Genomic DNA, 22,330 nt, shown 5'->3' with positions numbered 1-22,330 from the left:
CAACCGCCCCGACGCAGGTTTGCCCCGTAGCGAAGCGCAGGGGTCGCAGACTGTGGGTCGCCTTTCTTTTGCTTACTTTTCTTTGGCGAAGCAAAGAAAAGTGAGTCGCCCGCCGGGGCGATAACCCGGCTCCCGCCCTCGGCCTAGGCATGCGTCCAGATCAACCCACAAGCCCTGGCTTCGACAAGCTCAGCCCGAACGGGTGGGGGAATACCCAGGCGTCAACAGGCTCAGCCCGAACGGGCAGGAAAACGCCCAGGATTCGACAGACTCAGCCCGAACGGTAAGGAGAAGAGAGATTTCTATCAAAATAATAGCAATCAGCGCTTGATAGACATGCGCAACAGGCTAAAAACTATCAAGCAGGCCCCAACGCCATCCGCCCCGACACCGTCACCTGGCTCGCATGCCGGGTCTCCACCCGGTTACGCCCCGCCCGCTTGGCGTCGTAACAAGCCATGTCCGCTGCATACAGCACCGACGGCACATCCTGCAAGCTGGCATCCAGCACCACCAGCCCTATGCTCACCCCGAGCGTGAAACTGCGCCCCTGGTAAGACGGCTCCCAGGCATGCACTGCAGCACACAACTGCTCGGCCACCGCCTGCCCGCGTGCCAGCGCGCAGCCGGGCAACACCACCGCGAATTCGTCGCCCCCCAAACGTGCAACCCAGCCGATCTGGCGCACCTGCGACGCCAGAAGGCGGGCCACATGGCGCAGCACATCGTCGCCCGCACCGTGGCCTGCGATGTCGTTGACCACGGTGAAGTGGTCCAGGTCGAGAAACATCACCACCCCGTCGCCCTGCGACTCGCTGCTGCCATCGCTGCCGTCCGCACTGCGCTCGCGCGTGGAGCGCTCGGCCAGCAGCAGACCCAGCCGGTCATCGAAGGCTGCGCGGTTGTAAAGCTGGGTCAGTGCGTCATGCGCACGCTCCCACGACTGCTGCGCCTGGGCCTCGCGGGCGGCGGTGATGTCCTCCAGGATCCAGACCGTGCCGCCATGCGCCTCGTCGGACCGCACGCCGCGCCCCTGCACCCGCGCCCACACCGGCGTGCCGTCCTTGCGCAAAAAGCAGATGTCGCCATCGAACGCGCCGTGCGCCACCATCTCCGCGTGCACCCGGTCGCCCACCTGCACGTAGTCCGCGTCATTGGCGTACACCGTGCGTGCGGGGCGGCCCTGCAGCTCTTGCACCGTGTAGCCCAGCATCACGCTGGCCTGGCGGCTCACCACGTCCAGCATGCCATGGCGCAGGATGATGATGCCTACCGAGGCGCTGTCCAGAACGGCCTGGAACTGGCCGTCCAGCGTGTCCTTGCGTTGCTGCTGCTGTCGGCTCTGCTGCACCAGGCCCTGGAACACGCGCACCAGCTCGCCCACCTCGCCCCGCGCGCGCGGCCAGTCCATGTCGGCAGCGGGTGGCTGCTGCTGCCGCGCGCTGGTCTTGAGAAGCTGGCGGGCCTTGTAGGTGAGCTGCGCCAAGGGCTGGGCCATCCAGCCCATCAGTGCCACCGCCAGCAGCATGCACAGCACCATGCTCGCCGCTGCCAGCCACCAGGCCTCGCGCTGCGCGCCCCTGAGCGGCGCCAGCAATGCCTGCGAGGTGCTTACCCGCGCCACGATCCATTGCGGCAGCGGCATGCCCGCCATGCTCACGATGTGGTCGGGTTGCACGTGGGTCATGCCCCGCCCCACCACGGGTTGGGCCTCTGTCAACCAGCGTGCGTACACGGGCGCCAGCCCGGCTTCGTCACGCACCTGGCCCAGGATGCGGGTGGGGTCGGAGTGCGACAGGATGGTGCCGTCGCGAGTGAAGACGATGAGTTGCGAGTCGTCACGCGCGGGCAAGGTCATCGACGGAGGCAGGAGGCTTTGGGACTGCAGGCGCAGCGCCCCGGCCACCACACCCAGCACTGAACCGTCTTCGCCGTGCAGCGGCATGGTGAACATGACCCGCGCAGCGCCGGTGCGGCCCGCGATCAGTTCAGACACCAGGGGCTTGCCGTCCACCAGGGTGCGGCGCAGGGCGTCGCGCTCGGCAGGGTCCAGGTCAGAGGCCTTTTGCAATTGCCCGGCGCGCAGGTTCAGGCGCAGCTCGCCATTGTCGCGGGCGACCTGGATGGTGTCGAAGAACTGCACGGCAGGCAGGCCCTGCTGCAGCAGCCATTCGAGCGATGAGGGGGATTCGAGCATGCCGGGCGTGATGCCCGCTGCCACAGTGCGCAGCACCTTCTGGCTTTGTTCGATCTTGCTGGCCAGCAAGCGGGCCACGACCTCGACTTCATCGGTCTGCTGGCTCACCACCCGGCGCACGGCCTCTTGCCCTGAAGCGCGCGTGACCAGCCATGCAGCCACCGCACCCGACAAGGCCGCAGCCAACGCGGCCACCAGCATGAGCCGCAACACCAGCGCCCCCGGCACCAGCCAGCCTGGCGCGTCGTCTGGCACAGCCGAGGGTGCTGCAGGGGCCGTCATGGGGGCCCCGGCGTTGGCACATCGCAGGCTCGCTGGAAATTAGGCATAGGGACGGGTCAGTGCAGACATGTCCCAACAAATATACGCAGCCCCCAGTGCCAAGGGCTTGGGTGGAACCCTTGGTAAAACGCAAGGAAAAACCCTGAGTTTTCAAGCCTTCCGGAGCATCTGGCCTGCCGTTTTCAGCAGCCCGCCATCGACTGCAATACGCGAGGTTGTGGCAGATTCAGCACGTTGCCAGTGCCATGGATCAGGCCCAGCTCGCGCAAATGGCGCAGCACGCGCGAAAAGGTCTCGGGCGCGATGCCCAATTGCGCGGCAATCAGCCGCTTGCGCTGGTGCAGCGTGACCTGCATGGCACCGCTTTGGTCCGACTCGGCATGTTTGAGCAGCCACTGCGCGCAGCGCGATTCCGCATCCTGCGCGAGGCGGCTCACGGCCAGCTCAGACTGCTGGCGGTAGCCCTGCGCCATGTCCAGCAGAAGGCCACGCGCGCTCGGCGGCATGGCGGCCAGGCTCGCCCGGAACTCCTCAATGGGCAGGCGCCGCACCTGCAGGCGCGTGTCGGCCACCATGTCCACCGGAAAGGGAAGGTCCATCAAGGCCGAGGCGGCATCGAGCCAGAACGGCCCCTCCACCGCCCCCAACTGGTGACGCAAAAAGCCGTCATCCAGCACGCCGCGCAGCACGCGGCCGCTTTCCAGGTGCAACACGGAGGTCAGCACCTCGTTGCGCCTGCGCAGAACTTCGCCAGGGGCGATGACCTCGGTGTCAGCGGGCAGAGAGAAAAATGTAGATGGCAGCATGGAGCCCACTTTGCCGTGGCGCCGAGCCCGCAGCATTGAGACAGATCAAAGCCAAACCACGTGGAAAGCCCCGTCCTCTCAAGGTTTGCGCCAAAACACACGAAAACCGCGCCAACAACTGTTAACGCCCGTAAAACGTCCGTGGCGCCCCGCTGCTCGGCTACTGCGTGGGCGCGCCCGCGTTGAACCAGCGTCCAATCAGCGCCCGCTCGGCGTCGGTCATGCCCGTGGCGTTGTTCATGGGCATGAGCTTTTGCACCACGACCTGCTGGTAGATCGCCTGCGCATGCTGTTTGACCAAGGGGGGTGAATCCAGGCGCAGGTTCTTCATCTGCACTTGCTCGCCATGGCACATGTAGCAGCGCTGCTCCAGCACCGCCTGCACAGACTTGTAGTCATTTTGGCTGTTGGCGCTTGATTGATCAGCGCTAGCAGCTCCTAAAACAGGAGCATTGGCAGCAGGAGAAATAACCACAGGCGCCGGGCGCATCCAGGCGATCGCACTCACGATGACGGCCACGCCCACCAGCGCGTAGGGCAGCGGGTTGCCGTTGCGACCCAGCTTGTAGCCGTGCCGCATCACGAAGAACTGGCGGATGGCCGCGCCCGCGAACATCATGAGGATGAGCACCAGCCAGTTTTGCGGGTGGTTCCAGGTGAAGCTGTAGTGGTTGCTCAGCATCGCAAACAGCACCGGCAGCGTGAAATAGGTGTTGTGCACACTGCGCTGCTTGCCACGCTTGCCGTGGATCGGATCCACGGACTGGCCCGCCTTGATCTGCGCCACCACCGTGCGCTGGCCGGGGATGATCCAGAAGAACACGTTGGCGCTCATGGCCGTGGCGATCATCGCGCCCACCAGCAAAAAGGCCGCGCGGCCCGCAAACCAGTGGCAGGCCAGCCACGAGGCCACACACACCAGCACAAACACCAGCGCGCCCACGATGGCGTCGCCATTTTTCCTCTGCCCAAAAATGCGGCAGATCGCGTCGTACAGCAGCCAGAACACCACAAAAAACGCCAGCGCCACCACAATGGCCGTGGCGGGTGCCCAGTCCATGCGCGACTTGTCGATGAGGTAGGTGCTGGCGCTGTAGAGGTAGGACACCGTGAACAGCGCAAAGCCGCTGATCCAGGTGCTGTAGCTTTCCCAGAAGAACCAGTGCAGGTGCCCCGGCAGCTTGGGCGGCGACACGGCAAATTTCACCGGGTGATAGAACCCGCCGCCATGCACGGCCCAGAGTTCGCCGCTCACACCCTGTTTTTTGAGATCGTCATCCTCGGGCGGCGTGAGGCTGCTGTCCAGAAAGACGAAGTAGAACGACGAGCCAATCCAGGCGATGGCGGTGATGACGTGGACCCAGCGCAGCAGCAGGTTGGCCCAGTCGAGAAGGTAGCTTTCCATTTTTCTCAACCTTGGCGGTGTGGGGGAACACCGCTTGTACAACCTGCTCACCACTGCGGGCGCTCTGAGCAGAAAATGGGATCGCGCACCTGGGCAGGCGTGAATCCTGCTGGGCACCGCTGCGATCGGTGAATCAAAGTGTATGCAGAAATTGTTCCCGCTTCCAGCCCCGCAAGGGTGCCTGCGGGGCCGGAATTACCCTCGGTCCGCTCCGTTCAGGGTCTGCAACAGTTGCGCCGCCACGGCCACCGCAATCACCTCGGGCTCTTTGCCTTCGATGCCAGGGATGCCGATGGGGCAGGTGACCTGCGCCAGCTCCTCGGGCGCAAACCCGCGCCCGTGCAGACGGTTGGAAAACGTGGCCCATTTGGTCTGGCTGCCGATGAGGCCGATGAAAGGCAAATCCCCTTGCTCGCGCTGGCGGCGCAGGCAGGCTGCCACCACGTCCAGGTCTTCGGCATGGCTAAAGCTCATGATCAGCACCCGGCTGCCAGGCGCCAGGCGGGGTACAGCCATCTGCACCGGCTCGGAATGCTCGCAGACCACACCCTCGGGCAAGTCGGGCGGAAAAATGCCGTCGCGACTGTCGATCCAGGTCAGGGCAAACGGCAACGGCGCCAGCACACGCACCAGCGCATGGCCCACATGCCCGCCGCCAAACAGCGCCAGGGGGTACAGCCGGGGTGCCAGGCGGGCGGCCAGCCCAGGTGCATCGGCAGCAGTCAGCCGCGCAAACCCCAGGTGCACCACCCCGCCGCAGCATTGCCCCAGGGCCGGGCCCAGGGCAAAACGCAGGGGCGTGGGGCCAGCGGCGTGCGCCCCCAGCAGGCGGCGGCGCGCCTCGGCAATGGCCTGCAGCTCCAGGTGCCCGCCGCCAATGGTGCCCACCAGGCGATCGGCAAACACGGCCATCCAGGCGCCGGATTCCCGTGGCACCGACCCTTGGGTAGACTCCACGGTTACCAGGCACGCTGGCTCGGTGGTCAAACCATCCAACAGCAAACGCAAATTCGTCACCGCCATCCCTTCATCAACAACAACCTGTCGCCGCTGGCACCACCTCTGCGGCCACCCGCACACCCTACACACCATGCCCGATACGCCGCAGCCCACCCGCCCCTCTGGTCATCGCAGCCACTGGCTGCTGGCAGGCATCATGGCCGCAGGCGCCGCACTGGTGTCGGCCTGCAAGGCGCCACCCGAACCCACCGCCGCAGCGCCAGACAGCATCCCGTCCAGCCAATTGGGCGCCGATGGCGTGAGGGGCCCGGTGCCTGCCTCGGCAGGCTCTGCGCGCCCATCGGCGGCGGCCACGCCGCAAAGCTACCGGCAGGATGCTGCCACCCACCTCTACGGTCTGAACCGCGAACGCATCTTCAAAGGCAAGCTGCCCCCTCACCTGTATGCCATCGGCGTGCTGCAGGTGGACATCGACCGCAGCGGCAAGGTCACGCGCCTGAACTGGATGCGCGCCCCGCGCCATGCGCCCGAGGTGGTCACCGAGATCGAGCGCACCGTGCGCGCCGCGGCGCCGTTTCCGGTCCCCGCGCGCATGGGCAAAGTCACCTACACCGACACCTGGCTGTGGGACAAGAGCGGGCATTTTCAGCTCGACACCCTGACCGAAGGGCAGTTGTAGCGCCACCGCCGGGGCGCAAGCCTCACGAGCCGCGATAGGTCGAATAGCTCCACGGGCTCACCAGAAGTGGCACGTGGTAGTGCTGGTCGGCATGCGCAATGCCGAAGTCCAGGTTCACCTGGTTCAAAAAGTTCGGCTCCGGCAGCGCCACACCCTTGGCTTTGAAGTAAGCCGCCACATCAAACCGCAGCCGGTAGGTGCCGGTGCGCAGGCTTGCGTTGTCGAACAGCGGCGCATCGGTGCGGCCGTCATGGTTCAGCACCAGGCGCTTGATCAGCGTGGCAGCATCGCCGTGGGTGGAATACAGGGCGACCTCCATGCCTGCGGCGGGGCAGCCATTCATGGTGTCCAGAACGTGGGTGCTCAATCCCATGGGGAATCTCCTGAAGTAAAAGTCTGCCCAATCAGTGACGATTGCCAGATCACAACGTGTAAACCAAAAGTGTATACACTTTTCGCCATCCACCGTATCATTCAGCCATGGAATCTTCATCCACCAGTGCCATCGTCGACGCGCTGACCCGCGCCATCGTAGAGCACCGCCTGCAGCCGGGCACCAAACTGGCCGAGCAAAAGCTTGCCGATCACTTCGGCGTGTCGCGCACGCTGGTACGCCAGGCGTTGTTTCAGATGGCGCAGAACCGGCTGGTCACGCTGGAGCCCGCGCGCGGCGCGTTCGTCTCCACCCCCTCGGTCGAAGAAGCGCGCCAGGTGTTCGCCGTGCGCCGCATGCTGGAGACCGAGATGACCCGCGCCTTTGTGCAAAGCGTGACACCCGCCAAGATCAAGGCCCTGCGCGCCCATGTGGCCAGCGAGAAGGCCGCCATGGACACGGCCGATGCCAGCAGCCGCACCGAGCTTTTGGGCGACTTTCACGTGCGCATGGCCGAGCTCATGGGCAACGAGGTGCTGGCCCAGATGCTGGGCGACCTCATCTCGCGCTGCGCCCTCATCACGCTGATGTACCAGTCAGCCAGCGCCGCAGAACACTCGCACGAGGAGCATGCAGACATCGTGGCGGCGCTGGCCACACGCGATGAAGAACGCGCCGTGCAGCTCATGCAAAGCCACCTCGAACACGTGGAAGCCAGCCTGACCTTCGACCGCAAGCGCCCCGCCAGCGACCTGGCTGCGGCGCTGGCCTCCTGATACCAAACACCACCCGCCCATGATCTACGACTGCACCCAAGCCTACCCCCGCGACCTGATCGGCTACGGCAGAAAACCCCCGCACGCGCAATGGCCGGGCGGCGCCCGCATTGCCGTGCAGTTCGTGCTCAACTACGAAGAAGGCGGCGAAAACGCCGTGCTGCATGGCGATGCGGGCAGCGAACAGTTCCTGTCGGAAATGTTCAACCCCGCCAGCTACCCCGAGCGGCACATGAGCATGGAAGGCATCTACGAATATGGCTCGCGTGCTGGCGTGTGGCGCATCCTGCGCGAGTTTGAAAAGCGCCAACTGCTGCTCACGGTGTTTGGCGTGTCCACTGCGCTGCAGCGCCACCCCGAACTGACCCAGGCGTTTGGCGAACTGGGCCATGAGATCGCCTGCCACGGCCTGAAGTGGATCCACTACCAGCACATCCCCGAAGAGGTGGAGCGCGCCCACATGGCCGAGGCGATGGAGATCATTGAGCGCCTGACGGGAGCGCGCGCCCTGGGCTGGTACACCGGTCGCGACAGCCCCAACACCCACCGCCTAGTGGCCGACTTCGGCGGCTTTGAATACGACAGCGACTACTACGGTGACGACCTGCCCTTTTGGATGAAGGTGCAACGCACCGACGGCAGCGTGGCCCCCCAGCTCATCGTGCCCTACACGCTCGACTGCAACGATATGCGCTTTGCGCTGCCCCAGGGTTACTCGCACGCCGACCCGTTCTATCAGTACCTGAAAGACACGTTCGACGCCCTGTATGCCGAAGGCGACCCGGCGGGCGACAACGCGCCCAAGATGATGAGCATCGGCATGCACTGCCGCCTGCTCGGCCGCCCCGGCCGCATCACGGCGCTGCAGCGTTTTCTGGACCACATCGCGCAGCACGACAAAGTGTGGGTGGCGCGCCGCATCGACATCGCACGGCACTGGAAGGCCGTGCACCCCTATCCCATCGCAAAGGCCTGACCCCCATGGCACTGACCCTTGACCAACTGAACACCGCCACGCCCGAGCAAGCCCTGCAGTGGCTGGACGGCGTGTACGAGCACTCGCCCTGGATTGCGGAACAGGCGCTGGCCGGGCGGCCGTTTCGCTCGCTGGCGCAACTCAAGCACGCGATGGCCCAGGCCGTGCGCACGGCCAGCACCGAAGCCCAGCTCGGCCTGATCCGTGCCCACCCCGAGTTGGCGGGCAAGGCCATGGTGGCCCAAAACCTCACGGCCGAATCGACCAACGAGCAATCCAAAGCGGGCCTCACCCAGTGCACGCCCGAAGAGTTTGCGCGCATCCAGGCGCTCAACGCGGCCTACAACGAACGCTTTGGCTTTCCCTTCATCCTGGCGGTGCGCGGCCCGCGTGGGGCCGGGCTTACCAAACAGCAGATCATCAGCACCTTCGCACGGCGCCTGGACAACCACCCCGAGTTCGAACTGGCCGAGGCGCTGCGCAACATCCACCGCATCGCCGAGATCCGCATCGCCGACAAGTTCGCGGCCGAGCCCGTGCTGGGCAACGATGTGTGGGACTGGCACGAAAAACTGGCCGAGCACTCCGACCCCGGCTTTGCCGAAAAAGGCCAGCTCACCGTCACCTACCTCACCGACGCACACCGCGCCTGCGCCCAGCGCATCAGCCACTGGATGCACGACTGCGGCTTTGACGAGGTGGAAGTGGACGCCGTGGGCAACGTGGTGGGGCGCTACCACCCGGCCACAGAAGGTGCGCGCTACCTCCTCACCGGGAGCCACTACGACACCGTGCGCAACGGCGGCAAATACGATGGCCGCCTGGGCATCTTCGTGCCCATGGCCTGCGTGCGCGAACTGCACCGCGCGGGCAAACGCTTGCCCTTTGGCATCGAGGTGGTGGGCTTTGCCGAAGAAGAAGGCCAGCGCTACAAGGCCGCCTTCCTCGGCTCGGGCGCGCTCATCGGCGACTTCAACCCCGCCTGGCTCGACCAAAAGGATGTGGATGGCGTGACCATGCGCGCGGCCATGCAGCACGCGGGCCTGTGCATTGACGACATTGCAAAACTGCAGCGCGACCCCGCTCAGTATCTGGGCTTCATCGAAGTGCACATCGAGCAGGGCCCCGTGCTCAACGAATTGGACCTTCCCCTGGGCGTGGTCACCTCCATCAACGGCAGCGTGCGCTTTTTGTGCGAGATGATCGGCACCGCCAGCCACGCAGGCACCACCCCCATGGACCGCCGCCGCGACGCCGCCGTGGCCGTGGCCGAGCTGGCGCTGTATTTGGAGCAGCGCGCCGCGCAGGACGGCGACTCGGTGGGCACCATCGGCCTGCTGCAGGTGCCGGCAGGCTCGATCAACGTGGTGCCTGGCCGCTGCCAATTCAGTTTGGACCTGCGCGCGCCCAATGATGCCCAGCGCGACGCACTGGTGAATGATGTGCGTGAACAACTCGGCCAGATCGCCGCGCGGCGCGGCCTGCGCTACACGCTGGAGGAATCCATGCGTGCCGCCGCCGCCCCCAGCGCGCCAGCCTGGCAACACCAATGGGAGCGCGCCGTGGACACCCTGGGCGTGCCCGTGTTTCGCATGCCCAGCGGTGCGGGCCACGACGCGATGAAGCTGCACGAAGTCATGCCCCAGGCCATGCTCTTCGTGCGCGGAGAAAACTCCGGCATCAGCCACAACCCGCTGGAGTCCACCACCAACAACGACATGCAACTGGCCGTGGACGCCTTCACCCAGGTGCTGCACCAGCTTGCCGAGGAACAACAACCATGACAGCCAACCCCAACTACGCCGCGCTGGATGCGTGGATCGACCAGCACTTCGACGAGGAAGTGCGCTTTCTGCAAGCGCTGGTGCGTGTGCCCACCGACACGCCGCCCGGCAACAACGCGCCCCACGCCGAGCGCACGGCCGAGCTGCTGCAGGGCTTTGGCTACACCGCTGAAAAGCATGCCGTGCCCGCCGCCGATGTGCAGGCCTACGGCATGGAGTCGATCACCAACCTCATCGTGCGCCGCCCCTATGGCGCGCCCGGCACGGGTCGCACCATTGCCCTCAACGCCCATGGCGACGTGGTCCCCCCCGGCGAGGGCTGGACACACGACCCCTATGGCGCCGAGATTGTGGACGGCAAGATGTATGGCCGCGCCACGGCCGTGAGCAAAAGCGACTTCGCGAGCTTCACCTTTGCTGTGCGCGCGCTCGAAGCCGTGGCAAAGCCCACCCAGGGCGCGGTGGAGCTGCACTTCACCTACGACGAGGAATTTGGTGGCGAACTCGGCCCCGGCTGGCTGCTGCAAAAGGGCCTGACCAAGCCCGACCTGATGATCGCCGCAGGCTTCAGCTACGAAGTGGTCACCGCCCACAACGGCTGCCTGCAGATGGAAGTGAACGTACACGGCAAGATGGCCCATGCCGCCGTGCCCCACACGGGCGTGGACGCGCTGCAGGGCGCGGTGCACATCCTGAACGCGCTGTACGCGCAGAACCAGGAGTACCTGAAGGTCACATCCAACGTGACGGGCATCAAACACCCTTACCTCAACGTGGGCCGTATCGAAGGCGGCACCAACACCAACGTCGTGCCCGGCAAGGTGGTGTTCAAGCTGGATCGCCGCATGATCCCCGAGGAAAACCCGGTGGAGGTGGAAGCCGCCATCCGCCGCGTGATCGAGCAGGCCGCAGGTGAGCGCGCGGGCATCAGCGTGGAGATCAAGCGCCTGCTGCTGGCCCATGCCATGACGCCCCTGGCGGGCAACCAGCCGCTGGTGCAGGCCATCCAGACACACGCCCAGGCCGTGTTGGGCGAGCCCGTGCCCGCCGTGGGCACGCCGCTGTACACCGATGTGCGCCTGTACGTGGAACGTGGCGTCCCCGGCGTGATCTACGGCGCAGGCCCGCGCACGGTGCTCGAATCCCACGCCAAGCGCGCTGACGAGCGTCTCGACTTGGAAGACCTGCGCCGCGCCACCAAGGTGGTCGCGCGTGCGCTGAGTGATTTGTTGGCTTGATCGCCTGACACACAAAAAATCCCGCTGCCCAAAAGGCCAGCGGGATTTTTTATGGGTAAAGGGTATCAGCCCGGCGCCGCCTGCCCGATCTCGAAGTTCGCCATCTTCTCAAGCGCCCGCACCATCGCTGAGTGGTCCCACCCCTGCCCGTCATGCGCCACGCAGGCATTGAACAGTTCTTGCGCCATGGCCGTGTTGGGCAGCGGCACGCCCAGCGCACGTGCGCTCGACAGGGCGAGGTTCAAGTCCTTCTGGTGCAGCCCAATACGAAAGCCAGGATCGAACGTGCGATTAATCATGCGCTCGGCGTGCACCTCCAGGATCTTGGACGAGGCAAAGCCGCCCAGCAGTGCCTGGCGCACACGCGCCGGGTCGGCCCCCGCGCGGGCGGCGAAGAGCAGCGCCTCGGCCACGGCCTCGATGTTCAGGGCCACGATGATCTGGTTGGCCACCTTCGCGGTCTGGCCATCGCCGTTTCCACCCACCAGGGTGATGTTCTTACCCAGGCGCTCGAACAGCGGCTTGATGCGCTCGAACACCGCCTCGGGGCCGCCGACCATGATGGACAGCGTGGCGTTCTTCGCGCCCAGCTCGCCGCCCGAGACGGGGGCGTCCAGGTACTGTGCGCCCACGGCCTCGATCCTTTTGGCGAAATCCTTGGTGGCCACGGGTGAGATGGAGCTCATGTCCACCACCACCTTGCCCGTGCTGCCTTTCAAGCCTTGGGCCACACCATCGGCACCAAACAGCACCTTCTCTACATCGGGTGTGTCGGGCAACATCAGGAAGACGATATCGGCCCGTTCAGCCACGCCGCGCGCGGTGGTGCATTGCGTGGCGCTGCTCTCTGCTATCTGTGGCGCCACGCGGCCACGGGTGTGCACGTACAGCTGATGGCCAGCAGTGATGAGGTGGCCACACATGGGCGCGCCCATGATGCCCAGGCCGATGAAGCCAAGTTTGAGGGGGGCGTCAGTCATTTTCGTGTTCTCCTGTGTGTGTTGTCGTGGTTTCTTCGTCTTCATGCGGCCAGGGCGGTTCGCCATGAAAGGCCGACTTCGGTGGTGCGCGCGGGCTTGTACTCGCAGCCCACCCAGCCGTCGTAGCCCAGCCGGTCCAGGTGCGCGAAGAGGTAGCGGTAGTTGATCTCGCCGGTGCCCGGCTCATTGCGGCCGGGGTTGTCGGCCAGTTGCACGTGGCCGATGCGCGGCAGGTGCTTTTGCAGCGTGGCAGCCAGCTCGCCTTCGGTGCGCTGCGCGTGGTAGATGTCGTACTGCACAAAGGCGTTGTCGGCGCCCACCTCATCGAGGATGTCCAGCGCCTGGTCCGTGCGGGTCAGATAGAAGCCGGGGATGTCGAATGGGTTGATGGGCTCGATCAGCAGGCGCAAACCAGCCGTCTTTAGCTCCGTGGCCGCAAAGCGCAGGTTCTCGACGAAAGTAGCGCGCAGGCTGGCCGCATCCACGCCCGCAGGCGCCTTGCCCGCCAGACAGTTGAGCTGGGGCACGCCCAGCGCCTTGGCGTAGCTGATGGCGCGGGCCACGCCAGCGCGAAATTCCGCCACACGGGCAGGGTCGACGGCAATGCCGCGCTCGCCCGCGTCCCAGTCGCCCGCGGGCAGGTTGTGCAGCACGATTTGCAATTGGTGCGCGTCGATCTGTGCGCGCAATTCCTCGGGCGTGTGGGCATAGGGAAAGAGGAACTCCACCGCCGTGAAGCCCGCGCGCGCGGCGCGCTCGAAACGGTCGATAAAAGGCACCTCGGTGAACAACATGCTGAGGTTGGCAGCAAAGCGGGGCATGGGAAGTCTCCGGTGGCAATGAATCAAAAAGTGGGGCTGGGCGGGCCATGCAAGGCTGGGCTGGCTCCCACCCACCGTTCGGGCTGAGCCTGTCGAAGCCGGGGCACCAGGGTGGCCTTCGACAGGCTCAGGCTGAACGGATGGGGGCAGGAAAAGGGCTTCAGCCCGGCCCAGTCCGGCGCCGTCTCAATCCAGCACGGCCAGCGCGCTCGGCGCATCGGCGGGCTGCGCGGCCAGTTCCTCAAACTCGACGATGTTGTCGATCTCGGTGCCCATGGCGATGTTGGTCACGCGCTCCAGGATCACCTCGATGACCACGGGCGTGCGGTGCTCAGCCATCCAGGCCTCGGCCTGTGCGATGGCGGGCGCGAACTCTTCGGGGCGGTGCACGCGGATAGCCTTGCAGCCCAGGCCCTCGACCACCTTCACATGGTCCACGCCGTAGCTGCGTGCCACTTCGCCCTCGGGCGTGTTCACGTTGTCGAACGCAAGCTGCACGCAGTAGTCGATGCTGAAGGTGCGCTGCGCCTGGCGGATCAGGCCCAGGTAGCTGTTGTTGACCAGCACATGGATGTAGGGCAGCTTGAACTGCGCGCCCACGGCCAGCTCCTCGATCATGAACTGGAAGTCGTAGTCGCCCGACAGTGCCACGATCTTGCGCGTGGGGTCGGCCACGCGCACGCCCAGGGCGGCGGGCACCGTCCAGCCCAGCGGGCCGGCCTGGCCGCAGTTGATCCAGTGGCGTGGCTGGTACACATGCAAAAACTGCGCACCCGCGATCTGCGACAGGCCGATGGTGGAGACGTAGCACACGTCCTTGCCGAGCGCGCGGTTCATGCACTGGTACACGCGCTGCGGCTTCATGGGCACACTGTCGAAATGGGTCTTGCGCAGGTAGTCCACGCTGTGCTTGCGGCCTTGGCACTCCGCTGCCCAGTTGCTGCGGTCACGCAGTTTGCCTGCGGCCTTCCATTCGCGCGCCACCTCCACGAAGAGCTTAAGCGCGGCACCCGCGTCGGAGACGATGCCGTAGTCCGGCGCGAACACCCGGCCGATCTGCGTGGGCTCGATGTCCACGTGCACGAACTTGCGGCCTTTGGTGTAGACATCGACCGAGCCCGTGTGGCGGTTGGCCCAGCGATTGCCGATGCCCAGCACAAAGTCGCCGGCGAGCATGCTGGCGTTGCCATAGCGGTGGCTGGTCTGCAAACCACACATGCCCACCATCAGCGGGTGATCATCGGGGATGCTGCCCCAGCCCATGAGCGTGGGGATCACGGGCACGCCCGTTACCTCGGCGAACTGAACCAGCAGATCAGACGCATCGGCGTTGATGATGCCGCCGCCCGCCACGATCAACGGGCGCTCGCTCTCATTGAGCATCGTTATTGCCTTCTCAATCTGAGCACGCGAAGCGGTCGGCTTGTAGACCGGCAAGGGTTCGTAGGTGTCCGGGTCAAACTCGATCTCGGCGAGCTGCACGTCGATGGGCAGGTCGATAAGCACAGGGCCGGGGCGACCCGAGCGCATGAGGTGAAACGCCTGCTGAAAGGCGCGTGGTACCTGGGCGGGCTCCAGCACCGTGGTGGCCCACTTGGTCACCGACTTGGCGATGGTGGCGATGTCCACGGCCTGGAAGTCTTCCTTGTGCATACGCGCGCGCGGCGCCTGGCCGGTGACGCACAGGATGGGGATGGAGTCCCCGCTGGCCGAATACAGGCCGGTGATCATGTCGGTGCCCGCAGGCCCGCTGGTACCGATACACACGCCGATGTTGCCTGCCACGGCACGGGTGTAGCCCTCGGCCATGTGGCTTGCACCTTCCACATGCCGCGCCAGGATGTGGCCAATGCCGCCATGCGCCTTGAGCGCCGCATACAGCGGGTTGATGGCCGCACCGGGCACGCCGAACGCCACGCTCACACCCTCTTTCTCCATCACCTTCACGGCGGCCTCGATGGCCTTCATTCTTGCCATTGCACATCTCCTTGGTTGGATGCGCCCACTTTAGGCAAGCACCCCACTGAGCGGAAGGTAGCCATGGACCATAAAATTTATTCCAAATTGGAATGACGAATGGCGCAATGCTGCGCGACCATGAAGCGCCCAAGGAGACAACAACGATGGACCGGCTCGATGCAATGCAGATGTTCGTGCGCGTGGTGGAAACCGGCAGCTTCACCAAGGTGGCGCGGGAGTTCGCCACCACGCAGCCCACGGTGACCAAGCAGGTGGCAGCGATGGAGGCGCACCTGAAGGTGCGGTTGCTCAACCGCAACACGCGCGGCGTGAGCCTGACCGAGCCCGGTGCGCTGTATTACGAGAAGTGCAAGGCCATCGTGACCGATGTGGCCGAGGCCGAGAGCGTGGTGCGCGTGCGCCAGACGCAGGTGCACGGCCAGTTGCGGGTGGGCAGCTCGGTGGCGTTCGGGCGGCGCGTGGTGGTGCCGCTGGCGCTGGAGTTCATGGCGCAGAACCCGCAGGTGCAGCTCGACCTGAGCTTCGAGGACCGCTACACCGACCTGGTGGCCAACGGCATTGACGTGGCAATCCGCCTGGGCAAGCTGGCCGACTCGGCGCTGGGTGCGCGCACGCTGGGCGTGAACCCCTGGGTGCTGGTGGCATCGCCCACCTACCTGAAGAAGCGCGGCACGCCGCGCCGGCCGTCGGACCTGAAGGACCACGCCACGTTGATCTACAGCAGCGTGCAGGGCAACGACCTGTGGCGGCTGCGCAATGCCAGCGGCGAGGCGGTGTCGGTGCCCGTTACGGGGCGGCTGCGCTCCAACAACCTCTCGGCCCTGCTGGCGGCTGCGCGCGCGCACATGGGCATTGCGGCGCTGCCGCACTACGTGGCCGTCGAATCCTTGGCCGCCGGGCGCGTGGTGGAGGTGCTCAAAACCTGCCGCCTGCCCGAGCAGGAGATCCATGCGGTGTACCCGTCGCCGCGCCTGGTGCCGCAGAAGGTGCAGGCCTTCATCGCTTTTCTGCAGGGGCGGTTCGGCAAGGACTGGGTGGCATCCTTGCCGCGCGAGGGTTCATCAAAAAAGTGAGCTGCTTGCGCTTTACCGTAGCGGCTTTTAGATAGATTTGTTATTGAAACCTAAGCAAAACAAGCGCTAGCCGCTACAAAATCAGGATCGCACGGAAGTCATTGACGTTGGTGTGCGTGGGCCCGGTGATGACGAGATCGCCCAGTGCATCGAAGTAGCCATAGGCGTCGTTGCGGTCCAGGTGGTCCGTGATGCGCAAGCCCTGGGCAGCGGCGCGCACCAGGGTGTCGGGCGCCACGCGGGCGCCTGCGTTGTCTTCCACGCCGTCGATGCCGTCGGTGTCTGCCGCCAGGGCCCACACGCCCGGCTGGCCTTGCAGCGCCTGCGCCAGCCCCAGGCAGAACTCACCCGCTCGCCCGCCCCGGCCCTTGGGCGCGCCCGGTGCGCGCGGGCGAATGGTGACCGTGGTCTCGCCGCCCGAAAGAATCACGCAAGGCCGAGCAAACGGCTGGCCATGGCGGGCCACGGCGCGGGCCAGCGCAGCGTGCACCTTGCCCACCTCGCGCGATTCGCCCTCGATCTCGTCGGAGAGGATGTGTGCCTGCACGCCCGCTGCGCGTGCTGCCTCGGCGGCTGCCTCCAGCGCTTGCTGGGGTGTGGCCGTCATGTGCACCGCATGGCCCGCAAACATGGCGTCGCCGGGCTTGGGGGTTTCGAGTGCACCCGCTTCGAGCGCTGCGCGCACGGCGGGCGGCAGGTCGATGCGGTAGCGCGCCAGGATGGCCAAGGCGTCGGCACAGGTGGTGGCATCCGCCACCGTGGGGCCGCTGGCAATGATGGAGGGGTCGTCGCCCGGCACGTCGCTGATGGTGAGCGTGACCACACGTGCGGGCGCGCAAGCCGCCGCCAACCGCCCGCCCTTGATGCGAGAGAGGTGCTTGCGCACGCAGTTCATCTCGTCGATGGCGGCGCCGCTGGCCAGCAGTTCCTTGTTGATGCGCTGCTTGTCTTCGAGCGTGAGGCCGTCGCCAGGCAGTGTGAGCAGGGCCGAGCCACCGCCGGAGATCAGGCACAGCACCAGGTCATGCTCGGTCAGCCCACGGGTCAGCTCCAGCATGCGCTGCGCGGCGTCCAGGCCTGCCGCGTCGGGCACGGGGTGCGAGGCCTCCACCACCTCGATGCGTTGGGCCAGCCCGTCGGGCCGGGGCGGCGTGTGGTGGTAGCGCGTGACCACCAGGCCCGACAGGGGGGCGTCGGCAGGCCACAGCGCCTCCACCGCCTGCGCCATGGCGCCGCCCGCTTTGCCCGCGCCCAGCACCAGGGTGCGGCCTCCGCTCTCGCGGCTGGGGGGCGGTGGCAGGAAAGCGGCGGTGTTGTGCAGCGGCAGCGCGCGGCGCACGGCCACGCGGTACAGGTGTTCAAGGAATTCGCCGCTCTGGCGAAGGGGGTCGGGGGCGTTATTGATAGGGGTCATGTGTTGTCTCCGCGGGCAATTGTGAGGCCACCGCTGCGCAATCACCGTGCGCTGAAGTCAAAAGTGCCTCAACCACCCGCAGTCCGGCGGCGGCGCTGCAGTGCGAAACGACTCCACGCTCCGTGGCAGCAAGACTTGCCAATTCCTCCTGTTTTCACCACTCCAGGCACCTGGGCCACGGCTGCATGTGTTGGCACGCGGCGCAAGAACCGCGGGTAAGTACCAAGTACTCCTGGATGAGCGGCACTTGATTGCATCCATTTTTTGTATACAAAATACGAAACATTATTCACCGGGTCGCAGATGCCCGGCCCCGTCCTTTTCCACACGAGGAGACACCCGTGAACACAGCCGTCAACAGCACTCCCATGGCCGCGGGCATGCAGCCCGCCGGGCCGCACCATGGCAACGCCCTGATCAAGCCGGGCTACGACCCGCGACTGACCAATGAGGACCTGGCGCCGCTCAAGCGCCAGACCTGGGGCCAATACAACATCTTTGCGTTCTGGATGTCCGACGTGCACAGCGTGGGCGGCTACATCACTGCCGGCAGCCTGTTCGCCTTGGGCCTGTCGAGCTGGCAGGTGCTGGTGGCGTTGCTGGTGGGCATCGTGATCGTGCAGTTCTTCTGCAACCTGGTGGCCAAGCCCAGCCAGGTCACGGGCACGCCCTATCCGGTGATCTGCCGCGCCTCGTTCGGCGTGCTGGGCGCCAACATCCCGGCCATCATTCGCGGGCTGATCGCGGTGGCCTGGTACGGCATCCAGACCTACCTGGCCTCGGGCGCCTTCTTGCTGCTGGCGCTGCACTTCTTTCCGGGCCTTGCGCCCTATGCAGACGTGAAGCAGCACGGCTTTGCCGGGCTCTCTAGCCTGGGTTGGCTGGCCTTCATGGTGATGTGGGTGCTGCAGGCGCTGGTGTTCTGGCACGGCATGGAGGCCATCCGCAAGTTCATCGACTGGGCGGGGCCTGCGGTGTATGTGGTGATGGCTGTGCTGTGCGGCTGGCTGGTGTGGAAGGCGGGCTGGAAGAACATCGACCTGAACCTGGGCGGCATCAAGTTCCAGGGTTGGGATGCGCTGCCGGTGATGCTCTCGGCCATCGCGCTGGTGGTGAGCTACTTCAGCGGGCCCATGCTCAACTTCGGCGACTTCTCGCGCTACGGCAAAAGCTTCGACGCGGTGAAAAAGGGCAACTTCTGGGGCTTGCCGGTCAACTTCGTGTTCTTCTCGCTGCTAACGGTGGTGACCACGGCGGCCACGCTGCCGGTGTTCGGTGAGCTGATCACCGACCCGGTGCACACCGTGGGCAAGATCGACAGCACCACCGCCGTGGTGCTGGGCGCCCTCACCTTCATGATCGCCACCGTGGGCATCAACATCGTGGCCAACTTCGTTTCGCCCGCGTTCGATTTCTCCAACGTGGCGCCCCAGCAGATCAGCTGGCGCACGGGCGGCATGATCGCCGCCGTGGGTTCCATCTTCATCACGCCCTGGAACCTGTACAACAACCCCGAGGTGATCCACTACACGCTCGATGTGCTGGGCTCCTTCATCGGCCCGCTGTTCGGCATCCTGATCGCCGACTACTACATCGTGCGCCACCAGCACGTGGTGGTGGACGACCTCTACACGCTCGACAGCCGTGGCGCCTATTGGTACAGCAAGGGCTACAACCCGCGTGCCATCTGGACATTGATCCCCGCCGCCCTGGTGCCCATCCTGTGCGTGTTCGTGCCCGTGCTGCACCCAGCCGCCAACTACGCCTGGTTCATCGGCATGGGCCTGGGTTTTGTCATCTATCTCCTTCTGAACCGAAAGAACTGATTCCGTGCGCATCAAGATCATCAACCCCAACACCACCTGGAGCATGACCGAGAAGATCGGCGCCTGCGCGCGCGCCGTTGCGCGGCCAGGCACCGACATCGTGGCGGTGAGCCCCACCATGGGGCCTGCCTCCATCGAAAGCCACTACGACGAAGCGCTGGCCGTGCCCGGCCTGCTGCAGGAGATCGCTGCGGGCGAACGCAACGGGGTGGACGGCTATGTGATCGCCTGCTTCGGCGACCCCGGCCTCAAGCCCGCCCGCGAACTGGCACGCGGCCCGGTGGTGGGCATTGCCGAAGCGGCCATGCACATGGCCAGCCTGGTCGGCACGCGCTTTTCAGTAGTGACCACGCTGGGCCGCACCATCGGCCAGGCCTGGCACCTTGCCGAGGCCTACGGCATGCAGCGCTTTTGCGCCAACGTGCGTGCCTGCGAGCTGCCGGTGCTGGAATTGGAAGTGCCCGGCTCCAATGCGCGCGAGCGCATCACCAACGAGTGCCGCCGCGCCCTGGCCGAGGATGGCTGCGACACCCTGGTGCTGGGCTGCGCAGGCATGGCCGACCTGTGCGATCACATATCGCAGGCGCTGGGTGTGCCTGTGATCGACGGCGTGGCGGCCGCTACATCGATGGTCGAATCGCTGGTGCTGCTGGGCCTCTCGACCAGCAAACATGGCGAGCTGGCGCGGCCCCCGTCCAAGGCGATGGCGGGGGTGCTGGCGGACTTTGCGCTGCCACCATGCGCCCCCCTGCGCGGGCACAGCGCCGCCTGACCGGGCATTCCCCAATCAGCGCACCGAACCAGGCCACCGAATCAGGCCACAATGGCGCCATGCCCCGCGCCCGTACGAGCCCCCCCGCCCTTCCTGCCGACCTGACGACGCCCGCTGCGGCCCCCGTTCCAGCCAAGGCGGACGGGCGCCTCGCCTCCACCGAAAGCATTGCCCAAGACCTGGCCACCGCCATCGTCGAGAAGCGCCTGCCACCCGGCACCTGGTTGCGCGAGGAGGCCTTGGGCCGCGTCTACACCGTGAGTCGCACCAAGATCCGCGCAGCGTTGGTGATGCTGTCCAAGGACAAGCTGATCGAGATCATTCCCGACAAGGGCGCCTTCGTGAGCCGCCCCAGCGTGCAGGAAGCACGCGAGGTGTTCTCCGTGCGGCGCGTGCTCGAAAGCGAAGTGGTGCGCTTGTTCATCGCCAACGCCACCGCAGCCGACTACCAGATGCTGGAGCAGCACATCCGCTTCGAACGCGCGGCGCTGCGCGAAAGCACCACCACGGGCCGCGTGCGCGAAAAGCTGCTCGGCGACTTCCACGCCGTGCTGGCCGAAACCACAGGCAACCAGACCCTTGCACAGCTGGTGCGCGACCTGGTGGCACGCAGTTCGCTGATCGCCATGCTCTACGACTCGTCGAACGACCCGCTCTGCTCGTCCGACGAGCATGCCGACTTCCTCGCGCTGTGCAAGCACGGCAACGCAGACGCCGCCGTGGCCTGCATGATGGAACATCTGCGGCGCATCGAGGCCAACCTGGCCCTCGACACCGAGCGGCCAGACCGCCAGCTCGACCTGGTCAAAGCCCTTCTCGCGTAAGAACGCGTTGCGGCCCTAGGGTTTACCGCGATAACTCGGCCCGCACAATGTGTATACACTTTTTGCATGGACTTCTGTACACCAGATACGGAACCATCCCCCATTCCAACGACCGGGATCCATCCAAAGGAGTTTTCCCATGCAACCACCCGCGCACCCCGTGGACGAACACCTGCCCCTGCCGCGCCTCACCGCGCTGGGCCTGCAGCATGTGCTGGTGATGTATGCCGGCGCCGTGGCTGTGCCGCTGATCGTGGGGCGGGCACTCAACCTCACGCCCGACCAGGTGGCCAAGCTGATTTCGGCCGATCTGTTCGTGTGCGGGCTGGTCACGCTGATCCAGGCACTGGGCGCCTCGCAGTGGTTCGGCATCCGCCTGCCGGTGATGATGGGCGTGACCTTTGCCTCGGTGGCGCCCATGGTGTCCATGGCGCAGACCACCAGCGGCACCGCAGGGGCGGGGCTGATCTTTGGCTCAGTGATCGGCGCGGGGGTCATCTCCATCCTGATCGCGCCGATGGTGAGCCGCATGCTGCGGTTTTTTCCGCCCGTGGTCACCGGCACCATCATCGCAGTCATCGGCATCAGCCTGATGCGCGTGGGCATCAACTGGATTTTTGGCAACCCGGTAGGGCCGACCGCGCCCAGCGTGGTGAACCCCGAGCACATGAAGTGGCTGAGCGAAATGCAGTCCGCCGCCGGTGCGCCGGGCTCGTCGCTGCCCCCGGTTCCCAAGGGGTTTTCGGTGGTGCCCACGGTGCCCAACCCCAAATATGCCGACCTGACTGCCGTGGGCATCTCGGGCCTGGTGCTGTTGTCCATTTTGCTGATCGCCAAGTTCGCCAAGGGCTTCATCGCCAACATCTCGGTGCTGCTGGGCATCGTGATTGGTGCGGTGGTGGCCGTGGCCCTGGGCCTCATGAACTTCGACAAGGTGGCCAAGGCGCAATGGTTTGACCTGGTGCTGCCCTTCGAGATCGCAGGCCCGGTGTTCGACCCCATCCTGATCCTGACCATGACGCTGGTGATGATCGTGGTGATGATCGAATCGACCGGCATGTTCCTGGCGCTGGGCGAGATGACCGACCGCAAGATCGACCAGGCGGCCCTCACGCGCGGCCTGCGCACCGATGGCCTGGGCACGCTGCTGGGCGGCATCTTCAA

The 22,330-nt window shown here is 65.7% G+C and carries 19 protein-coding genes; 10 read left to right on the top strand and 9 right to left on the bottom strand.

Going from position 1 to position 22,330, the window contains the following annotated elements; all coding sequences use genetic code 11:
* Nucleotides 1-358 precede the first annotated feature (358 nt).
* The 4 genes from Q0105_RS04480 to xdhC form a co-directional block, all read right to left on the bottom strand.
* Nucleotides 359-2,479: a diguanylate cyclase gene (locus Q0105_RS04480; protein ID WP_298209159.1), complete on the bottom strand. Its 2,121-nt coding sequence runs from the start codon at nucleotides 2,477-2,479 to the stop codon at nucleotides 359-361.
* A 182-nt stretch (nucleotides 2,480-2,661) separates the two neighbouring features.
* The gene (locus tag Q0105_RS04475) at nucleotides 2,662-3,285 is read right to left on the bottom strand and encodes a Crp/Fnr family transcriptional regulator (RefSeq protein ID WP_298209157.1); all 624 of its coding nucleotides are present in this window, start codon (nucleotides 3,283-3,285) and stop codon (nucleotides 2,662-2,664) included.
* Nucleotides 3,286-3,445: 160 nt separating this feature from the next.
* Nucleotides 3,446-4,690 (bottom strand): urate hydroxylase PuuD, encoded by a 1,245-nt coding sequence (locus tag Q0105_RS04470; RefSeq protein ID WP_298209154.1) that lies wholly within the window; start codon nucleotides 4,688-4,690, stop codon nucleotides 3,446-3,448.
* Nucleotides 4,691-4,885: 195 nt separating this feature from the next.
* Entirely contained in the window at nucleotides 4,886-5,713 is an 828-nt protein-coding gene (gene xdhC / locus Q0105_RS04465; protein ID WP_298209152.1) for a xanthine dehydrogenase accessory protein XdhC, read from the bottom strand.
* Between the two features lie 67 nt (nucleotides 5,714-5,780).
* Between xdhC and Q0105_RS04460 the strand changes: the two genes are divergently transcribed.
* Nucleotides 5,781-6,329 (top strand): hypothetical protein, encoded by a 549-nt coding sequence (locus tag Q0105_RS04460; RefSeq protein ID WP_298209150.1) that lies wholly within the window; start codon nucleotides 5,781-5,783, stop codon nucleotides 6,327-6,329.
* A 22-nt stretch (nucleotides 6,330-6,351) separates the two neighbouring features.
* Here the strand turns inward: Q0105_RS04460 and uraH are convergent, their stop codons facing one another.
* Nucleotides 6,352-6,702: a hydroxyisourate hydrolase gene (gene uraH / locus Q0105_RS04455; protein WP_298209149.1), complete on the bottom strand. Its 351-nt coding sequence runs from the start codon at nucleotides 6,700-6,702 to the stop codon at nucleotides 6,352-6,354.
* Between the two features lie 107 nt (nucleotides 6,703-6,809).
* On the opposite strand from uraH, the gene Q0105_RS04450 reads away from it, so the two are divergent.
* Genes Q0105_RS04450 through Q0105_RS04435 form a run of 4 tightly spaced genes read left to right on the top strand, consistent with a single transcriptional unit; the run spans nucleotide 6,810 to nucleotide 11,476 of the window.
* Nucleotides 6,810-7,478, top strand: coding sequence for a GntR family transcriptional regulator (locus tag Q0105_RS04450; protein ID WP_298209147.1), 669 nt, complete (start codon nucleotides 6,810-6,812; stop codon nucleotides 7,476-7,478).
* A gap of 19 nt (nucleotides 7,479-7,497) precedes the next feature.
* Nucleotides 7,498-8,454 (top strand): allantoinase PuuE, encoded by a 957-nt coding sequence (gene puuE, locus Q0105_RS04445; protein ID WP_298209145.1) that lies wholly within the window; start codon nucleotides 7,498-7,500, stop codon nucleotides 8,452-8,454.
* Between the two features lie 5 nt (nucleotides 8,455-8,459).
* Nucleotides 8,460-10,238, top strand: a complete 1,779-nt coding sequence (uraD, locus tag Q0105_RS04440) for a 2-oxo-4-hydroxy-4-carboxy-5-ureidoimidazoline decarboxylase (protein WP_298209143.1) — start codon at nucleotides 8,460-8,462, stop codon at nucleotides 10,236-10,238.
* On the top strand, nucleotides 10,235-11,476 hold the full coding sequence (locus Q0105_RS04435) for an ArgE/DapE family deacylase (protein ID WP_298209141.1): 1,242 nt from the start codon (nucleotides 10,235-10,237) through the stop codon (nucleotides 11,474-11,476). The genes uraD and Q0105_RS04435 overlap by 4 nt, the downstream gene beginning before the upstream one ends.
* 65 nt (nucleotides 11,477-11,541) lie before the next feature.
* Here Q0105_RS04435 and glxR read toward each other — a convergent pair whose 3' ends face one another.
* The 3 genes from glxR to gcl form a co-directional block, all read right to left on the bottom strand.
* Nucleotides 11,542-12,456 carry a 2-hydroxy-3-oxopropionate reductase gene (gene glxR / locus Q0105_RS04430; protein WP_298209139.1) on the bottom strand — a complete coding sequence of 305 codons (915 nt, stop codon included), beginning with the start codon at nucleotides 12,454-12,456 and terminating at the stop codon, nucleotides 11,542-11,544.
* A 41-nt stretch (nucleotides 12,457-12,497) separates the two neighbouring features.
* On the bottom strand, nucleotides 12,498-13,277 hold the full coding sequence (gene hyi / locus Q0105_RS04425; RefSeq protein WP_298209137.1) for a hydroxypyruvate isomerase: 780 nt from the start codon (nucleotides 13,275-13,277) through the stop codon (nucleotides 12,498-12,500).
* Between the two features lie 186 nt (nucleotides 13,278-13,463).
* Nucleotides 13,464-15,254 carry a glyoxylate carboligase gene (gcl, locus tag Q0105_RS04420; RefSeq protein ID WP_298209135.1) on the bottom strand — a complete coding sequence of 597 codons (1,791 nt, stop codon included), beginning with the start codon at nucleotides 15,252-15,254 and terminating at the stop codon, nucleotides 13,464-13,466.
* 146 nt (nucleotides 15,255-15,400) lie between these two features.
* Between gcl and Q0105_RS04415 the strand changes: the two genes are divergently transcribed.
* Nucleotides 15,401-16,330, top strand: a complete 930-nt coding sequence (locus Q0105_RS04415; protein WP_298209163.1) for a LysR family transcriptional regulator — start codon at nucleotides 15,401-15,403, stop codon at nucleotides 16,328-16,330.
* Nucleotides 16,331-16,403: 73 nt separating this feature from the next.
* Here Q0105_RS04415 and Q0105_RS04410 read toward each other — a convergent pair whose 3' ends face one another.
* Complete coding sequence (locus tag Q0105_RS04410) at nucleotides 16,404-17,744, bottom strand: glycerate kinase (RefSeq protein ID WP_298209133.1); 1,341 nt, start codon at nucleotides 17,742-17,744, stop codon at nucleotides 16,404-16,406.
* Between the two features lie 368 nt (nucleotides 17,745-18,112).
* Between Q0105_RS04410 and Q0105_RS04405 the strand changes: the two genes are divergently transcribed.
* The 4 genes from Q0105_RS04405 to Q0105_RS04390 all read left to right on the top strand — a co-directional run.
* On the top strand, nucleotides 18,113-19,570 hold the full coding sequence (locus tag Q0105_RS04405) for an NCS1 family nucleobase:cation symporter-1 (RefSeq protein ID WP_298209161.1): 1,458 nt from the start codon (nucleotides 18,113-18,115) through the stop codon (nucleotides 19,568-19,570).
* 4 nt (nucleotides 19,571-19,574) lie between these two features.
* The gene (locus Q0105_RS04400; protein ID WP_298209131.1) at nucleotides 19,575-20,342 is read left to right on the top strand and encodes an aspartate/glutamate racemase family protein; all 768 of its coding nucleotides are present in this window, start codon (nucleotides 19,575-19,577) and stop codon (nucleotides 20,340-20,342) included.
* A 59-nt stretch (nucleotides 20,343-20,401) separates the two neighbouring features.
* Nucleotides 20,402-21,166, top strand: coding sequence for a GntR family transcriptional regulator (locus Q0105_RS04395; protein ID WP_298209128.1), 765 nt, complete (start codon nucleotides 20,402-20,404; stop codon nucleotides 21,164-21,166).
* Between the two features lie 139 nt (nucleotides 21,167-21,305).
* Nucleotides 21,306-22,330 (top strand): solute carrier family 23 protein (locus Q0105_RS04390; protein WP_298209126.1); only part of this gene is annotated, 1,025 nt, incomplete at its 3' end.

Origin of the sequence: Acidovorax sp., assembly GCF_027492855.1 — a bacterium.
Classification (GTDB): Bacteria; Pseudomonadota; Gammaproteobacteria; order Burkholderiales; family Burkholderiaceae_C; genus Acidovorax.
Note: the sequence above shows the minus strand (reverse complement) of the source record. Positions and strands in the feature narration are given on the sequence as shown.

Bases quoted from the DNA above. Each gene is read 5' to 3' on its own strand.
- xdhC (WP_298209152.1), bottom strand. From the start codon at position 5,713: ATGGCGGTGACGAATTTGCGTTTGCTGTTGGATGGTTTGACCACCGAG.
- Q0105_RS04435 (WP_298209141.1), top strand. From the start codon at position 10,235: ATGACAGCCAACCCCAACTACGCCGCGCTGGATGCGTGGATCGACCAG.
- Q0105_RS04470 (WP_298209154.1), bottom strand. From the start codon at position 4,690: ATGGAAAGCTACCTTCTCGACTGGGCCAACCTGCTGCTGCGCTGGGTC.
- glxR (WP_298209139.1), bottom strand. From the start codon at position 12,456: ATGACTGACGCCCCCCTCAAACTTGGCTTCATCGGCCTGGGCATCATG.
- hyi (WP_298209137.1), bottom strand. From the start codon at position 13,277: ATGCCCCGCTTTGCTGCCAACCTCAGCATGTTGTTCACCGAGGTGCCT.
- Q0105_RS04450 (WP_298209147.1), top strand. From the start codon at position 6,810: ATGGAATCTTCATCCACCAGTGCCATCGTCGACGCGCTGACCCGCGCC.
- puuE (WP_298209145.1), top strand. From the start codon at position 7,498: ATGATCTACGACTGCACCCAAGCCTACCCCCGCGACCTGATCGGCTAC.
- uraD (WP_298209143.1), top strand. From the start codon at position 8,460: ATGGCACTGACCCTTGACCAACTGAACACCGCCACGCCCGAGCAAGCC.
- gcl (WP_298209135.1), bottom strand. From the start codon at position 15,254: ATGGCAAGAATGAAGGCCATCGAGGCCGCCGTGAAGGTGATGGAGAAA.
- uraH (WP_298209149.1), bottom strand. From the start codon at position 6,702: ATGGGATTGAGCACCCACGTTCTGGACACCATGAATGGCTGCCCCGCC.
- Q0105_RS04415 (WP_298209163.1), top strand. From the start codon at position 15,401: ATGGACCGGCTCGATGCAATGCAGATGTTCGTGCGCGTGGTGGAAACC.
- Q0105_RS04395 (WP_298209128.1), top strand. From the start codon at position 20,402: ATGCCCCGCGCCCGTACGAGCCCCCCCGCCCTTCCTGCCGACCTGACG.
- Q0105_RS04475 (WP_298209157.1), bottom strand. From the start codon at position 3,285: ATGCTGCCATCTACATTTTTCTCTCTGCCCGCTGACACCGAGGTCATC.
- Q0105_RS04405 (WP_298209161.1), top strand. From the start codon at position 18,113: ATGGCCGCGGGCATGCAGCCCGCCGGGCCGCACCATGGCAACGCCCTG.
- Q0105_RS04480 (WP_298209159.1), bottom strand. From the start codon at position 2,479: ATGACGGCCCCTGCAGCACCCTCGGCTGTGCCAGACGACGCGCCAGGC.
- Q0105_RS04410 (WP_298209133.1), bottom strand. From the start codon at position 17,744: ATGACCCCTATCAATAACGCCCCCGACCCCCTTCGCCAGAGCGGCGAA.
- Q0105_RS04460 (WP_298209150.1), top strand. From the start codon at position 5,781: ATGCCCGATACGCCGCAGCCCACCCGCCCCTCTGGTCATCGCAGCCAC.